At 37.0% G+C, this 15,233-nt stretch carries 16 protein-coding genes; 11 read left to right on the top strand and 5 right to left on the bottom strand.

Translation table 11 applies throughout. The features are described from left to right. Nucleotides 1-20 precede the first annotated feature (20 nt). The 3 genes from GFO_RS16450 to GFO_RS16440 are packed head-to-tail and all read left to right on the top strand — an operon-like array spanning nucleotide 21 to nucleotide 2,359. Nucleotides 21-452, top strand: a complete 432-nt coding sequence (locus GFO_RS16450) for a deoxycytidylate deaminase (protein ID WP_011711324.1) — start codon at nucleotides 21-23, stop codon at nucleotides 450-452. Then, on the top strand, nucleotides 449-2,041 hold the full coding sequence (locus GFO_RS16445) for a S41 family peptidase (protein ID WP_011711323.1): 1,593 nt from the start codon (nucleotides 449-451) through the stop codon (nucleotides 2,039-2,041). The genes GFO_RS16450 and GFO_RS16445 overlap by 4 nt, the downstream gene beginning before the upstream one ends. 15 nt (nucleotides 2,042-2,056) lie before the next feature. Next, nucleotides 2,057-2,359 carry a hypothetical protein gene (locus GFO_RS16440; RefSeq protein WP_011711322.1) on the top strand — a complete coding sequence of 101 codons (303 nt, stop codon included), beginning with the start codon at nucleotides 2,057-2,059 and terminating at the stop codon, nucleotides 2,357-2,359. Here the strand turns inward: GFO_RS16440 and GFO_RS16435 are convergent. Genes GFO_RS16435 through GFO_RS16425 form a run of 3 tightly spaced genes read right to left on the bottom strand, consistent with a single transcriptional unit; the run spans nucleotide 2,351 to nucleotide 3,734 of the window. Next, nucleotides 2,351-2,959, bottom strand: coding sequence for an FAD-dependent oxidoreductase (locus tag GFO_RS16435; protein ID WP_011711321.1), 609 nt, complete (start codon nucleotides 2,957-2,959; stop codon nucleotides 2,351-2,353). The two genes, GFO_RS16440 and GFO_RS16435, sit on opposite strands and share 9 nt — an antisense overlap. Before the next feature lie 2 nt (nucleotides 2,960-2,961). After that, the gene (locus GFO_RS16430; protein ID WP_011711320.1) at nucleotides 2,962-3,156 is read right to left on the bottom strand and encodes a hypothetical protein; all 195 of its coding nucleotides are present in this window, start codon (nucleotides 3,154-3,156) and stop codon (nucleotides 2,962-2,964) included. Further along, nucleotides 3,153-3,734, bottom strand: coding sequence for a MarC family protein (locus GFO_RS16425; protein ID WP_011711319.1), 582 nt, complete (start codon nucleotides 3,732-3,734; stop codon nucleotides 3,153-3,155). Before GFO_RS16425 ends, GFO_RS16430 begins: the two co-directional genes overlap by 4 nt. A 135-nt stretch (nucleotides 3,735-3,869) precedes the next feature. Between GFO_RS16425 and GFO_RS16420 the strand changes: the two genes are divergently transcribed. The 7 genes from GFO_RS16420 (at nucleotide 3,870) to dgt (ending at nucleotide 11,834) form a co-directional block, all read left to right on the top strand. Beyond that, entirely contained in the window at nucleotides 3,870-4,442 is a 573-nt protein-coding gene (locus tag GFO_RS16420) for a DUF3109 family protein (RefSeq protein WP_011711318.1), read from the top strand. A gap of 174 nt (nucleotides 4,443-4,616) precedes the next feature. Further along, nucleotides 4,617-5,423 carry a DUF4412 domain-containing protein gene (locus tag GFO_RS16415; RefSeq protein WP_011711317.1) on the top strand — a complete coding sequence of 269 codons (807 nt, stop codon included), beginning with the start codon at nucleotides 4,617-4,619 and terminating at the stop codon, nucleotides 5,421-5,423. Nucleotides 5,424-5,793: 370 nt separating this feature from the next. Continuing rightward, the gene (locus tag GFO_RS16410; RefSeq protein WP_011711316.1) at nucleotides 5,794-6,771 is read left to right on the top strand and encodes a ribonucleotide-diphosphate reductase subunit beta; all 978 of its coding nucleotides are present in this window, start codon (nucleotides 5,794-5,796) and stop codon (nucleotides 6,769-6,771) included. A 155-nt stretch (nucleotides 6,772-6,926) separates the two neighbouring features. Then, nucleotides 6,927-9,386 (top strand): ribonucleoside-diphosphate reductase subunit alpha, encoded by a 2,460-nt coding sequence (locus GFO_RS16405; RefSeq protein ID WP_011711315.1) that lies wholly within the window; start codon nucleotides 6,927-6,929, stop codon nucleotides 9,384-9,386. A gap of 165 nt (nucleotides 9,387-9,551) precedes the next feature. Next, on the top strand, nucleotides 9,552-9,797 hold the full coding sequence (locus GFO_RS16400; protein ID WP_011711314.1) for a DUF6364 family protein: 246 nt from the start codon (nucleotides 9,552-9,554) through the stop codon (nucleotides 9,795-9,797). Then, nucleotides 9,794-10,207: a type II toxin-antitoxin system VapC family toxin gene (locus GFO_RS16395; protein WP_011711313.1), complete on the top strand. Its 414-nt coding sequence runs from the start codon at nucleotides 9,794-9,796 to the stop codon at nucleotides 10,205-10,207. Before GFO_RS16400 ends, GFO_RS16395 begins: the two co-directional genes overlap by 4 nt. Nucleotides 10,208-10,487: 280 nt before the next feature. Continuing rightward, the gene (gene dgt, locus GFO_RS16390; RefSeq protein WP_011711312.1) at nucleotides 10,488-11,834 is read left to right on the top strand and encodes a dGTP triphosphohydrolase; all 1,347 of its coding nucleotides are present in this window, start codon (nucleotides 10,488-10,490) and stop codon (nucleotides 11,832-11,834) included. Between the two features lie 2 nt (nucleotides 11,835-11,836). Here dgt and GFO_RS16385 read toward each other — a convergent pair whose 3' ends face one another. Next, nucleotides 11,837-12,829 (bottom strand): DUF3078 domain-containing protein, encoded by a 993-nt coding sequence (locus tag GFO_RS16385; RefSeq protein WP_011711311.1) that lies wholly within the window; start codon nucleotides 12,827-12,829, stop codon nucleotides 11,837-11,839. A gap of 38 nt (nucleotides 12,830-12,867) precedes the next feature. Beyond that, a complete protein-coding gene (dxs, locus tag GFO_RS16380; protein ID WP_011711310.1) occupies nucleotides 12,868-14,646 on the bottom strand; it encodes a 1-deoxy-D-xylulose-5-phosphate synthase in 1,779 nt (592 codons plus the stop codon). Nucleotides 14,647-14,739: 93 nt separating this feature from the next. On the opposite strand from dxs, the gene GFO_RS16375 reads away from it, so the two are divergent. Next, a complete protein-coding gene (locus GFO_RS16375) occupies nucleotides 14,740-15,189 on the top strand; it encodes a nucleoside deaminase (RefSeq protein ID WP_011711309.1) in 450 nt (149 codons plus the stop codon). Nucleotides 15,190-15,233 lie beyond the last annotated feature (44 nt).

Here is a 15,233-nt window from a genome sequence, read left to right as displayed (position 1 = left end):
CCTAGATATTTACAGTTGTCATGAATAAAAAAAAACAGCTAAAATTCGATAAGGCTTATTTGAGAATTGCACGGGAATGGAGTAAATTATCCCATTGTAATAGAAAGCAGGTTGGCGCGTTAATTGTAAAAGATAGAATGATTATTTCTGATGGATACAATGGTACCCCCACCGGTTTTGAGAATTTTTGTGAGGATGAAGAGGGCTATACCAAGTGGTATGTTTTGCATGCTGAAGCAAATGCGATATTAAAAGTGGCCGGCTCTACTCAGTCCTGTAAAGATGCTACTTTATATATAACCATGTCTCCCTGTAAGGAATGCAGTAAATTAATACACCAATCTGGTATAAGCAGGCTGGTTTTTCAAATTGATTACAAGGATAATTCGGGCCTTGAATTTTTGAAAAAAGCAGGTGTTGAACTTGAGCAAATAACAGAACTTGAAGATTGAAGGGAAAAAATAAAATATATACACCGCTATTATTAAGCATTGCCTGCGCCATTGGATTAATTCTTGGCGCAAGAATGGACTTTGACCCTACAGATGAACTCTTTTCAGCAAACCCTAAAAAACAAAAGCTAAACCGGCTAATCGATTATATCGATTATGAATATGTAGACGATGTGAATACCGATAGTATCGTGGATGTGACCGTCAATAAGATATTAGAGAATCTGGATCCACATTCGGTATATATTCCAAAGGATGAATACAGGAGGGTTACCGAAAACATGAAAGGTGACTTTGTAGGAATCGGGGTGAGTTTTTATAAGATCCAGGATACTATAGTTGTCATTAAAGCACTGGAAGGCGGGCCTAGTGAAAAAATTGGGATTCGTGGCGGCGATAGAATTTTATATGCCAATGGCGAAAAGCTATTTGATAGAGAAATTAGTGATGATTCAATAACTACTCAGTTAAAAGGGAAAGCGAATACCAAAGTTACCCTGAAAATTCTGAGAAAGGGAATTGAAGACCTGCTAACTTTTAAATTGAAACGTGGTAAAGTTCCGCTTAAAAGTGTGAACGCGACCTATATGTTAACCCAAGATCTGGGTTATATTAAAATAGACCGGTTTTCAGAAACCACTTACGAAGAATTTAGCCAGTCAATCAAAGATTTAAAAAAGGAAGGTGCAAAACAGATAGCACTGGATCTTCGGGGCAATCCCGGCGGATATCTTTCAGAAGCGATCAATATTGCCGATGAATTTATTAAAGATGACAAGCTTATACTTTTTACCAAAAACAAAAGCGGAGCTATTGAGGAGACCTATGCCCAGAGAAAAGGAGCTTTTGAGAACGGAAAAGTATTTGTGCTTATAAATGAAAATTCTGCCTCGGCAAGTGAGGTGGTTGCAGGTGCCCTGCAGGATAACGATGTTGGTACTATTGTAGGAAGGAGATCTTACGGAAAAGGTTTGGTACAAAGGGAAATGGAATTAGGGGATGGAAGTGCCGTACGGCTGACGATCGCCAGGTATTATACCCCTACCGGAAGGTCTATTCAAAAACCATATGATAATGGAAATGAATCTTACTTCAACGACTATATGCGCCGTTATAAAAATGGCGAGCTTAACAGCGAAGATAGCATAGAGGTAAATGACAGCCTGAAATACGAAACGCCCGGTGGTAAAATTGTTTACGGTGGCGGCGGAATTATCCCTGATATCTTTGTACCCAAAGATACTGATTCAGAAAAAGAAAAACTTACCTTTTTCCTGCGTGGTGGCTATATGAGCCGGTTTGTATTCGACATTCTTGAACAGAATAGAGCGTATTATAATTCAATTTCCAAAAAAGTTTTCAGGGATGAAATTGTAATTACCGAGGAAATGATTCAGGATTTTGATCGTTATCTAAAGAATATGAATCTTGGCATCGAAAAAACCAGTGAAGCGCGTAAACCTCTTTTGAAGAAATATTTAAAAGCTGAAATTGCCCAGCAACTTTTTGGAACTAATGTATTTGAACGGTATTTAAATGAAGATGATCGAATAATCATGAAAGTAATACAGTTGTCGAAAGAAAAATAATACTTTAGGTTTTCGATGGAAAACTTCTTAGAATATCTATCGGCTATATGGCCACTAACACCTTTGTTTTTATTTATTATCGCAGTTTCTTTTAGATTACTGGATAATAGTACTTACCTATTCTTACAAAAAGATATTCTGGTGAATAATTCTAATGTTTCAAGAAATCTGCTTAAAAAACAAATTAGATCCAACGAAGATTCTAATTTCACTAAACAACTGAAACGTGCATTGTTATATAGAAATCTTCAGCAAAGTTTTATGATCGCTGCCGCCATAAGCCTTCCTTTTAGCTTTATCTGCTATTTTCTAAGTTAGTTTATCGTGCACTTTTGTATGCTCTTCATTATTCCAGACCGTTAAGATATCTGTAGCAACAGCGGCTCCGCTTCCACTCGCGATTGCGTATTGACTCCGCCAGCCGGCGAGGGTACCCGCCACATATAAACCTGATTTCACCAAATGATCTTCATTCTTTAGCTGAATCCTGTTTTTGGATATTTTCGCTTTTTTATGCGGAATCAGGTATTCCTCCAGCCCGTTAATTCTAAATGGGCTGGTATATCCAACTGCGACCACAACTCTTTCGGCTGAATATTCATTCCTATTTGTTATTACGCGGTATCTGCCGTTAATTCCAGCAACCTCTATTACTTTTTCTCTCGAAATTTGCCGGACTTCAGGGTATAAATCTGTAAGATGTGCAACACCCTGATTCAATACATCCACCCCCTTTGTTTCAGGAGGAATTCCAAATACATTATTAAGCAATGCAGATTGTAAATGAGAAGATTTTTGATGCAGGATTATTCCTGCTTTTCTATTTTCAGCAAATGGCTTAGACATCCCAGAACCAATGACCAAAGCACAGGAAAGACCCGCAGCGCCACCGCCAATGATTATAACATCAAAATCCATAATTATTTATTCTTTTTCGCAATCGTTCTGGAAATAAGCAAAATAGACATTAGAACTATTACACAAAGGCTGGCAGCAATAACGATTAACGCATTCCCGCTGTCCCCTTCCAGTAGATTATTATGATCCAGTGAGCGTACACTAATCCCAATAAAAACAATCGCTAAAAATACAATGGTATAAATAAGATACTTCATGAAAATAAACTCTGAATATTCGCAGCGAAAAGTTTTACAGCAATTGCCAGAAGAATTACTCCAAAAACTTTCCTGATTACATTAATACCCTGGCTTCCCAGAATCCTCTCTATCTTTCCTGAAGACTTTAGAACCAGGTATACAAATATAATATTGATAACGATAGCAACAATAATATTTAGCGTTTCATATTCGGCCTGCAATGAGACTAAAGAGGTCATCGTACCAGCACCGGCAATTAATGGAAAAGCCAATGGAACTACCGAAGCTGTTTCTGGGGCATCATCTTTATAAAGACTAATACCCAGGATCATTTCCAAAGCCAAAAAGAACAGAATAAATGAACCTGCAACTGCAAAAGAATTTACGTCTATCCCAATTAGGTTTAAAATCTCCTTCCCGAGAAAGAGAAAAACAATCATAATTATCCCCGCTACAATAGAGGCCTTTTCACTCTGAATATGACCTACTTTCTTACGTAGATCAATAATAATTGGTATGTTCCCAATTATATCTATTACCGCGAAAAGAATCATCCCTGCAGTAAATATTTGCCTAAAATCCAACACTTTAAACATAACCAGCTTTATTTCAAAATTGCGGGCAAAAGTACTCTATCTTATCTGATTGGCAATTAAGGAATCGTGTTAAATTTATATGAATTTTCTTGCTGAATTTCTTCGTCTTAAATCTTATAAAATTATCTTTGTCCCATGTTTCAATTAGGTAAAACTTTAGTTTCTGAAGAGATCATTAAAAATGATTTTTTGTGCAACCTTTCGGCCTGTAAAGGCGCTTGCTGTATAGACGGTGAAGCCGGCGCTCCCGTAGAGCCGGAAGAAAGAGCGATTATGGAAGAGATATATCCCAAAGTTAAACCCTATTTACGCAAAGAAGGCATTGAAGCTATTGAGAAACAAGGTGTTTATATTACCCGCGAGAATGGTGAAATTGAAACTCCTTTGATAGACAATGCAGATTGCGCGTACGTGACTTTTGATGAAAAAGGTACTGCCTTATGCGGAATTGAGGAAGCATACAACCAGGGCGATATCTCCTGGAAGAAACCTGTCTCCTGCCATCTATATCCCGTACGAATCCAGGAATATTCTTCTTTTTCTGCTGTAAATTATCACCGCTGGGAAATATGTGATGATGCCTGTAGTCTTGGTGCCGAGTTACAGGTTCCTATCTATAAATTTGTAAAAGAAGCCCTTATTAGAAAATACGGTGAAGATTGGTACAAGGAATTAGAAGTAGTCGCAAAAGGAATCACCCAGAAATAACACTTATTTTTCTGTTTTTCAGCTATTTAACATTCTATACTATTTAGTTTTCTTATCTTTAATATTATTCAAATTTTTCTTCCCCCCGACTTTATATAAGTACCCACATTGATAATCTATAGTATCATGCTTACTTATGCGCCCCATTTAGCTTTTGTATTTAAAAATTAAATTATGAAATATCTAAGCACAATGGTTTTGGCTTTCCTGTTATTGGGGAGTCCTGCAAATGCTCAGTTCCTTAAAAAACTGAAAAAGAAAGTTGAACAAAAGGTAGAGAATACGGTTACCGAAAACATTTCCAATAAAGCTGCGGAAGAAACAGATAAAAGCCTTAATAATATTTGGGAGAATAATATGGACCTGGGACTAAGCCAGGTTGATTATTCTGAAATACCCGATACTTATCAATTTTCCTGGAAGTACGATATGACGATAGAAACGAAAGACGGCGCTACAGATCTAGTTTATCTATTTGAAGAAGATGCCAGTTACCTCGGAACCATAATCAATCAGGAAGACAATAAAATGATCATGGTTTTTGATCCATTAGCTAACCTAAACACTATGTATATGAATAATGATGGTTCAAAGATGGTTATGGGGACAAAAATGAAAATAAATGCTAAGGACGTGGAAGAAATGTCTGATTATGAAAATATGCAGATCACGGAAATTGGCAAAAAGAAGATATTAGGATATGATTGTAACGGTTACCGGATGGAGAATGATGAATATATAGTTACCTCTTATTTAACCGAAGAAACAAATCTCAATTTCGCCAGTATGTTTCAAAGCAAAGGGAATCCAAAAATTCCTAAAGCCGTAGATGCTGAATGGTTCAAAAAACATTCAGACGGATTGATGTTAGAAATGGAGGTCATAGATAAGAATAAAGGGAAAGACAATATGAAGATGTACTGTACTTCGCTCTCCAAAGAGAATTTCCAAATAAACAAATCAGACTACAATAGTATGTAAACAATTTTATAGGTGGACCAACCAAAAAGTTGATTCTGTTTTCTAGAAAACCGGTAAAAATTTTACCGGTTTTCGCATTTAATCTTGCCATTTTACGCCCGTTTGAAGCCAAATCTTAGGTTGCAAAACCTCACCTATTTTGACCGGAACTAATTCTGTTCATAAAATTATTAACAATTAATAAGCCTTTATTTTACAGGTATTTACATAGTACATTTAACATAAGCCTATGAAAACTCAGGTGTTTGGTCTGTTGAAAACTTTGTTGAAAAGGTTTACCCTAAATTCTTTCATTATACGTCACATTTTTAAATATTTGTTAAACACTTTTCAATAAAATTCAGATTATACCGAAAAACCCTAAATAATTATGGCCCAAATAGAACCGATACTACAGGAGAATAAAGATCGTTTTGTGATCTTCCCTATTAAACACCATGATATTTGGGACTGGTATAAAAAAATGGAAGCCTGCTTCTGGACTGCCGAGGAGATTGATCTTCATGAAGATCTTTCTGACTGGAATAACAAATTGAGCGCTGATGAACGTTATTTTTTAAAACATATCTTAGCGTTTTTTGCAGCTTCAGATGGGATTGTAAACGAGAACCTGGCCGAAAATTTTGTAAATGAAGTACAGTATTCTGAAGCTAAATTTTTCTATGGTTTCCAAATCATGATGGAAAACATACATTCTGAAACTTATTCACTTCTTATAGATACATATGTAAAAAATGAGAAGGAAAAAGATCAGTTATTTAAGGCTATTGAAGTGTTCCCAGCTATAAAGAAAAAAGCAGACTGGGCTTTAAAATGGATTGAATCAGATTCTTTTGCTGAAAGATTAATCGCTTTTGCAGCGGTAGAAGGAATTTTCTTCTCAGGAGCATTCTGTTCTATTTTCTGGCTAAAGAAACGTGGTTTGATGCCTGGCCTGACTTTCTCTAACGAGTTAATCTCCAGAGATGAAGGGATGCATTGTGACTTTGCGGTTCACCTTCATAACCAGCATCTTGTAAATCAGGTGCCAAAAGAAAAAATAAGAGAGATCTTAATTGATGCTCTAAACATAGAACGTGAATTCGTTACAGAATCACTCCCGGTTAGCCTTATAGGAATGAATGCCAAGCTAATGACTCAATATCTTGAGTTTGTAACAGACAGGCTTCTGGTAGAACTTGATTGTGAGAAAGAATACAATGTTTCAAATCCATTCGACTTTATGGATATGATCAACCTGCAGGGTAAAACAAATTTCTTCGAAAAACGTGTAAGCGAATACCAGAAGGCAGGAGTAATGAATAAAGACAAAGAATCAGACGAAATTAGCTTTGATGCTGATTTCTAAGGAGCAACTGCGCTGCGTCCCCCAACGTGGCGCTAGTTGAACTTTGATATTTTCACCCGAAATTTTAAATTATTAATCCGGATTCAATTCCCGGCCAGGATCGCTAATGACTTTTCCTAAAGATGCCTTAGCACCACTAACTAAAATTGTTGCTTATGTATGTAGTAAAAAGAGATGGTAGAAAAGAACCCGTCATGTTCGACAAAATTACGGCCAGGGTTAAAAAACTTTGCTACGGACTTAATGAACTGGTAGACCCTGTGAAAGTAGCCATGAGGGTAATTGAAGGCCTTTACGATAATGTTACTACCAGTGAACTTGATAATCTTGCTGCCGAAATCGCGGCAACCATGACTACTTCTCATCCAGATTATGCTAAACTGGCTGCGAGAATCTCAGTCTCAAACTTGCATAAAAATACCAAAAAGACCTTCTCTGAGGTAATGACAGATTTATATGAATATGTAAATCCGCGTACCGGGGAAAAGGCGCCTTTACTTTCTGACGAAGTATATAAGGTGATTATTGAGAACAAAGAAAAACTTGACTCTACCATTATTTATAACCGTGACTTTAGCTATGATTATTTCGGATTCAAAACTTTAGAAAGATCTTATTTGCTGAAATTAAACGGCAAGATCGCTGAACGCCCTCAGCATATGTTGATGCGGGTTTCTATAGGTATTCATATTGACGATCTGGACGCTGCCATAGAAACTTATGAGCTAATGTCTAAAAAGTATTTTACACACGCTACTCCCACACTTTTTAATTCAGGTACTCCAAAACCTCAGATGTCCTCGTGCTTTCTTCTTACCATGAAAGATGATAGTATTGATGGGATTTATGATACGTTGAAGCAAACAGCTAAGATCTCACAGTCTGCCGGAGGGATTGGTTTATCTATACACAATGTTCGAGCTACCGGATCTTATATTTCCGGTACTAATGGTACTTCCAATGGAATCGTTCCCATGTTGCGTGTTTTTAACGACACCGCACGTTATGTAGATCAGGGTGGCGGAAAAAGAAAAGGTTCTTTCGCAATGTATGTAGAACCGTGGCATGCCGATATTTTTGATTTTCTGGATCTTAAAAAGAACCACGGAAAAGAGGAAATGCGGGCTCGTGACTTATTCTACGCGATGTGGATGCCAGATCTTTTTATGAAAAGGGTGGAGCAAAACGAAAAATGGACATTAATGTGTCCCCAGGAATGCCCGGGACTTTTTGATACATATGGAGAAGAATTTGAGAAACTTTATGAAAAATATGAAGCTGAAAATAAAGGCCGAAAAACAATCAAAGCCCGTGAACTTTGGGAAAAAATAACGGAATCCCAGATAGAGACGGGAACACCGTATATGCTTTATAAAGATGCGGCAAATAGAAAATCTAATCAAAAGAATCTAGGAACGATTCGCTCTTCAAATCTCTGCACGGAAATTCTGGAGTACACCAGCCCCGATGAAGTTGCCGTTTGTAATCTTGCATCAATCGCGCTGCCAATGTTCATAAAAGGCAACGAATTTGATCATAAAGAACTATTTAAAATAACGAAACGAGTTACAAAGAATCTTAATAAAGTAATTGATAGAAATTACTATCCGGTAAAGGAAGCTGAAAATTCCAATATGCGCCATCGCCCGGTAGGTCTTGGTGTGCAGGGTCTTGCTGATACTTTCATCAAACTTAGAATGCCGTTTACTTCAGATAAAGCTAAAAAGCTAAATCAGGAGATTTTCGAAACACTTTACTTCGCCGCTGTAACAGCCTCTATGGAACTGGCAAAAGAAGAAGGTCCTTATTCAACCTTTAAAGGTTCACCAATTAGTGAAGGTGAATTTCAGTATAATCTTTGGGGAATTAAAGATGAAGACCTTAGCGGAAGATGGGATTGGGGAAAACTGCGTAAACAGGTGATGAAGGAAGGGGTGAGAAACTCACTGCTACTTGCTCCCATGCCTACAGCCTCAACCTCTCAGATCTTAGGAAACAACGAAGCTTTCGAGCCTTACACTTCAAACATATACACCAGAAGGGTACTTTCGGGTGAATTTATAGTGGTAAATAAGCACTTGCTGGAAGATCTGGTTTCAAGAAATCTTTGGGACGATGAGGTGAAGAATGCTATTATGCGTAATAATGGATCTGTTCAGGATATTGATATTATTCCAGATGATCTTAAGGAACTCTATAAAACCGTTTGGGAATTAAGCATGAAAGATATCATAGATATGTCCAGACATAGAGGATATTTTATAGATCAGTCACAATCTCTTAACCTGTTCATGGAAAATGCCAATTACAGCAAATTAACTTCTATGCATTTTTATGCCTGGAAAAGCGGACTAAAAACAGGAATGTATTATCTTCGAACCAAATCTGCGGTGGATGCTATTAAATTCACCTTGGAGAAAGAAAAGAAAAAAGAACCCATAGTTGCAGTATCTGAAGCTCCTGCGAAAGCGGCAGAAAAACTTCAGGCAGCTCCAAAGCCGGTTATTTCTCAGGAATCTGAAGCGGAAGGAGCCTTATCGCCGGAAGAATTAAGAGCAATTATTGCTCAATCTAAAGAAGGCGAAGGTGATGATTGCCTAATGTGTGGATCTTAAAAATTTTGGCTAATTCAAATTTGAATTAAGAAGGGGAGGTGGTTTTTTACTTCCCTTTTTTTATACAGTGAGGATCTGCAAATACCTGATTTACAAGCAAAAAATAAATATTTTTGATTAAATTTTACGTAGAGATTATTTATATTTACACGTAAATTAATCGAGATGGACAAAAAACTCACCTTAAGTCTGAATGGAAATATTATAGAGACTGCAAAAAATTACGCAAAATCTAATAATATAAGTTTATCAAAACTAATAGAATCATATTTAGGTTCTCTCACTCAAGAAGAAAAACAAGAAGTTGAAATTTCACCTCTCGTAAAAAGCTTAAGTGGGGTTATTTCAATTGATAAGAATTACAATATAAAAGATGATTACACTCAATATTTGATAGAAAAATATAAATGATAAGAATATTGATTGACACTAATATCGTTATAGATTTACTTTCGAAAAGAGATGAATTTTATACTGAAGCTGCAGAATTATTCACCCAAGCAGATAAAAAGAAAATAGAACTGACAATTTCATCACTTACATTTGCCAACACAAACTATATTCTTTCAAAACTAAAATCTGCTAAAGAAGCTAAAGAAATTCTAAGAAAATTTAAAGTTCTTGTTGAGGTCTTAAGTTTAGATGATAAAATAACGGAATTAGCATTAAGCGATGAAAGCTTTCCCGACTTTGAAGATGGTTTGCAATACTATTCTGCCATTGAAAATGATATTGATATCATTATAACCAGAAACAAAAAAGATTTCAAAAATTCGAAATTACCTGTTTTATCCGCGAAGGAATATTTAGCAACAAAATAATTTTTGAAAATTTTTGATCTACCTTCTTGAAAACTTTCAATATCGTTAATTGATAGTAGCTACTAAAAGGAATCATGGTGAATTTTAATTTGGCTTTTACTCCATCGGAAATTTTCAGAATAAACGCTTTGTGAGAATTCACATAAGATTCTATAGATATAATGACAAAAATCTTCGAATATTAGCGAGATCTGTTTAATAAAAGATAATTGTATTTAAATTATTTTTAAATTCGAACCCACAACTACATAATGCAAACTACTTCACGTAACACAAAAAAATGACCTGGGAACAACTCTTATCTTTAAAACGCTTTGGAGACACTCATAAAAGACTTAGAAAGGAACAGAATGAAACCCGTTTAGGTTTTGAGGTAGATTATGACCGAATCATCTTCTCTTCAGCATTTAGAAGTCTTCAGGACAAGACACAGGTAATCCCGCTTTCAAAGACCGATTTTGTACACACCAGGCTCACGCATAGCCTGGAGGTTTCAGTTGTTGGTCGCTCCCTGGGAAGGCTCACCGGACAAAAGCTACTTGAAAAACACCCGCATTTACGTGATACCTTCGGATATCAAATGAATGATTTTGGTGCTATTGTAGCAGGAGCTGCTTTGGCGCATGATATTGGAAATCCTCCCTTTGGACATTCAGGTGAAAAAGCAATTGGAGAGTATTTTAGTCATGGTAATGGAAAACGTTTTAAAGATCAACTTTCAGAAAAAGAATATCAGGATCTTACCAAATTTGAAGGTAACGCCAATGGCTTCAGAATTCTTACCGAAAACCGACCCGGGATAAACGGAGGTTTAAGACTATCCTATGCTACACTGGGAGCTTTTACAAAATATCCAAAAGAGTCCCTTCCGTATAAGCCTTCAAAAAAAATCGGAGACAAGAAATTCGGATTTTTCCAGAGTGAACGAGAAACCTTTAAAGAAGTTGCCGAAGAATTAGGATTACAAAAAACCAGAGAGGGGAATGAAATTGGTTATTCCAGGCATCCCTTAGCTTTTCTGGTAGAAGCTGCAGACGATATTTGCTATACTATCATCGATTTTGAAGATGGTATTAACCTGGGGCTTATAGACGAAGATTATGCTTTGGAATACCTAATTAAACTGGTAAAGAACAACATTAATACTGGCAAATATAATCAGTTAAAAAGTACCGCAGACAGGCTCGCTTATTTAAGAGCGCTTGCAATTAATACTCTAATTACTGAAGCGGCCGATATTTTCCTTAAAAATGAAGATGCCATCCTGAAGGGAGAATTCCATGAATCCTTATTTGACAAAAGCAGTTATGAAGCCCAGATAAAGGATATCATCAAAATAAGTGTTGACAAGATCTATCAAAGTGAAGAAGTAATAAGTAAGGAAATTGCGGGTTACCGAATGTTATCCTATTTACTGGATATTTATACAAAGGCTTTACTTCCGGAAGGAAATGAAGAGGATTCTAATTTTACCAAACTGGTTTTAAAATCGGTTCCGCAGATTAAACATCTTCAGGAAAGTGATTCTATTTACGAAAAACTAATTGGTATCTGCTCTTATACCGCTTCGCTTACTGATGGAATGACCGTAGCTTCCTTTAAAAAGTATAAAGGCCAGAGCCTCTAAAATTAAAATTCATAAACCACGCCCACGCCAAGCATTTGTTTTAGCTGAACACGTGGACCTGAAGTTTCCAACTTGCCATCGCCGTTGGTATCTTCCTTGAACTTTACATCATCGTCATACCGAATATGGGAACCTACATTGGCCTTTACAAAATCGTTCACTTTCATATTGACGTTAAGTTGCCAGTCCACATCAATATTTCCGAATTTATTTAAATAATCTGAATACAAACTCAACTGATTATTCAAAGCGACATTATCAAATACTTCTTTACTGAAATCGCTGGTGACCAAAAAACCGAATTCTGTCCTTAGATTTTCACCTTCTTTAATAATGTTTCCAAGTTCATCAGTGACCGCCGGCTCTACCCCAAACATCCCTTCATTGGCCAGTTTTTGATCCAACACAAAAGTAGATTTAAAAGTTATAGGCGAAAGATATACTGTAAGTTCTTCTTCGGGATGTGAAAATTCTGTTCCCGCACCCAGAAAAGTATAACCCGGCGCCATAAACTGTGAAATTGGCACCTCGGTATCCGGATATTTATATCCATTTGAAAACTGGGTATTAAAGCTGAATTTTCCTGAATAATACCAGTTTGAAGTACTATCTTTTCTAAAACCAAACGAAGAACTCAAACGTAATTCATCTTCTGTTTTTCTTATCTCGCGGCCCTCTTGTGCATTGATCCCATATCTCATAGTTGCTGAATTCTTCCAGATAGTCAGGTCTTTTTCAAAATCTCTCTGAAAATTCGCATAGAAAAGTGCCGAAACTGAATTATTTCCTCCAGAATTCCAGTTTACAAACGCAACCTCACTAAGATTCATTCCGAAAGTATTCTTCTCTGTCCAGTAGATAAGCATGGAATCGGTATTTGTAGTGTCTTTAGATGCAGTTGCCGTAGTATCTCTGGACACAAGGTACTTATATTCAGAAGCTAGAGATTTGAGTGATGTAATACAGAAGAGAATTAGTAGAATTTGGAACTTCATTTATAAACTAAGGTTTTCGGAATTGCAAAAATAAAAAATCAAATCATAGATTCCAGCTTTTGCTGTATTCCTTGAACGTTAATTTTTGCCATTTCTTGTAATTGATCTACACTTCCTTGCTCAATAAATTTATCGGGGATTCCTAAAAGCTCTAAATCCCTTTTAAAACCTGTACTTGCCGCATACTCCAAAATAGCCGACCCAAATCCGCCTTGTATAACTCCATCTTCAACAGTAATTATTTTTGAAAATTTCCCGAAAATTTTATTCAGAATTTTCTTATCCAGGGGTTTAACGAACTTCATATCGTAATGAGCTATCTTATCCCGATCTTCTTTGTTCAATTTTTCAATAGCCATCTCCACATTCCCGGCCATATTTCCAAGACTTAAAATAGCAATTTCTGAACCTTCCTTTAAACATTCAGCTTTTCCAATTTCAGCTTTTTCATAAGGTAATTTCCATTCTTTCAGAACGCCTCTTCCTCTTGGATACCGAATGATCATCGGAGCGTCCAATCCCAACTGGGCAGTATAAAGTAAGTTACGGAGTTCTACTTCATTTCTAGGCGCAGCGATCATAAGATTAGGGATTGGCCTAGCGTACGCAATATCAAAAACGCCGTGATGCGTAGCACCGTCCTCCCCAACAAGACCCGCACGATCCAGACAAAACACCACCGGTAAATTCTGGATAGCAACATCATGTATTAATTGATCGTAAGCCCTCTGTAAAAAAGTAGAATAAATCGCACAGAAAACTGTAAAGCCCTGCGTTGCCATTCCTGCGGAAAGCGTAACCGCATGCTGTTCGGCAATCCCAACATCGAATGCTCTTTCAGGAAAAGCTTTCATCATATATTTTAGAGAACTTCCGGTAGGCATCGCAGGAGTAATCCCGATGATTTTTTCATTCTTTTCAGCCAGTTCTACCAGTGTTAAACCAAAAACATCCTGATATTTTAAAGGCAGACCGTCTGTATCATATTTCAGTAATTCTCCGGTATTCGGCTCAAATTTGCCGGGAGCGTGATACTTTACCTGATCCTCTTCCGCCTTTTTAAGACCTTTCCCTTTCTTTGTAATTACATGAAGAAACTTGGGCCCTTTGATCTGCTTCATCTCTTTCAGCGTCTTTAAAAGACCTTCCAGATCATGCCCATCTACCGGACCAAAATATTTGAAATTAAGAGCCTCAATTATATTATCGCTGGCAGGTTTATAACCAACTCTCGCTTTGGTGAGATATTCCTTTAGAGCCCCAACACTTGGATCAATACCTATGGCATTATCATTAAGAATTACGAGTAAGTTTGCATTTGTAACCCCTGCATGATTTAAACCTTCAAATGCCATCCCGCTGGCGATAGAAGCATCCCCGATTACTGCAATATGCTGTTTTTCAGTCTCTCCTTTTAGATTGGAAGCGATGGCCATTCCCAAAGCGGCTGAAATTGAAGTGGAAGAATGTCCTACCCCGAAAGTATCAAATTCACTTTCATCCCTCTTCGGAAAACCGCTTAGTCCATTTAATTGGCGATTGGTCTCAAAAATATCTCTTCTTCCCGTCAGAATTTTATGACCGTAAGCCTGGTGCCCCACATCCCAAACCAAAAGATCTTCAGGAGTATTAAAGATATAATGCAGGGCAATGGTAAGTTCTATCACCCCAAGACTCGCGCCGAGGTGCCCTTCTTTTGTAGCCACAATATCAATAATGAACTTACGCAACTCTATAGACAACAGATCAAGCTCCTTCTTATTAAGCTTCCGCAGATCTTCAGGACTATCGATATGATTGAGAATATTCTTCGCCATACTCAACAAAGTTACATTAAGGAAACTGAATTAAGAACAACTGAGTGGAAAGGAAAAGTCAAATTTTATATCTTTCAGAAAAAATTCAAGAAAATGCTTTCTCCGTTCAACGATGAATACTTTATGAAAAAGGCTTTAGAAGAGGCCGAATCTGCTTATGAAAAAGGAGAAATTCCGGTTGGAGTTGTAGTGGTGATCAATGACAAAATTATTGCCAGAGGTCACAATCTTACAGAAACCTTGAATGATGTTACCGCTCATGCCGAAATGCAGGCGATCACTGCGGCAGCCAATTTTCTTGGTGGCAAATATCTGCAGAATTGTACGATGTATATCACTTTGGAGCCCTGCCAGATGTGTGCCGGCGCATTGTATTGGAGTCAGATTTCAAAAATTGTGTTCGGGGCAGAAGATTCTCAAAGAGGTTATAGAAAATTTGGAGTGCAGCTTCATCCTAAAACCGAAGTAAAATCTGGTATTATGGCTGAAGAAGCTTCCTCTATTCTGAAACGTTTTTTTATTGAAAAACGAAATCTGAATTAGAATAATTTTTCACTCATGGCAAAAATTAGGTAAGCAGAGAGTTT

The organism is Christiangramia forsetii KT0803 (genome assembly GCF_000060345.1).
Lineage (GTDB): Bacteria > Bacteroidota > Bacteroidia > Flavobacteriales > Flavobacteriaceae > Christiangramia > Christiangramia forsetii.
This window is presented reverse-complemented; position numbering and strand designations above follow the sequence as displayed.

Coding starts and splice junctions, on each gene's coding strand:
- GFO_RS16450 (WP_011711324.1), top strand. CDS start 21: ATGAATAAAAAAAAACAGCTAAAATTCGATAAGGCTTATTTGAGAATT.
- GFO_RS16440 (WP_011711322.1), top strand. CDS start 2,057: ATGGAAAACTTCTTAGAATATCTATCGGCTATATGGCCACTAACACCT.
- GFO_RS16435 (WP_011711321.1), bottom strand. CDS start 2,959: ATGGATTTTGATGTTATAATCATTGGCGGTGGCGCTGCGGGTCTTTCC.
- GFO_RS16430 (WP_011711320.1), bottom strand. CDS start 3,156: ATGAAGTATCTTATTTATACCATTGTATTTTTAGCGATTGTTTTTATT.
- GFO_RS16425 (WP_011711319.1), bottom strand. CDS start 3,734: ATGTTTAAAGTGTTGGATTTTAGGCAAATATTTACTGCAGGGATGATT.
- GFO_RS16420 (WP_011711318.1), top strand. CDS start 3,870: ATGTTTCAATTAGGTAAAACTTTAGTTTCTGAAGAGATCATTAAAAAT.
- GFO_RS16415 (WP_011711317.1), top strand. CDS start 4,617: ATGAAATATCTAAGCACAATGGTTTTGGCTTTCCTGTTATTGGGGAGT.
- GFO_RS16410 (WP_011711316.1), top strand. CDS start 5,794: ATGGCCCAAATAGAACCGATACTACAGGAGAATAAAGATCGTTTTGTG.
- GFO_RS16405 (WP_011711315.1), top strand. CDS start 6,927: ATGTATGTAGTAAAAAGAGATGGTAGAAAAGAACCCGTCATGTTCGAC.
- GFO_RS16400 (WP_011711314.1), top strand. CDS start 9,552: ATGGACAAAAAACTCACCTTAAGTCTGAATGGAAATATTATAGAGACT.
- GFO_RS16395 (WP_011711313.1), top strand. CDS start 9,794: ATGATAAGAATATTGATTGACACTAATATCGTTATAGATTTACTTTCG.
- dgt (WP_011711312.1), top strand. CDS start 10,488: ATGACCTGGGAACAACTCTTATCTTTAAAACGCTTTGGAGACACTCAT.
- GFO_RS16385 (WP_011711311.1), bottom strand. CDS start 12,829: ATGAAGTTCCAAATTCTACTAATTCTCTTCTGTATTACATCACTCAAA.
- dxs (WP_011711310.1), bottom strand. CDS start 14,646: ATGGCGAAGAATATTCTCAATCATATCGATAGTCCTGAAGATCTGCGG.
- GFO_RS16375 (WP_011711309.1), top strand. CDS start 14,740: ATGCTTTCTCCGTTCAACGATGAATACTTTATGAAAAAGGCTTTAGAA.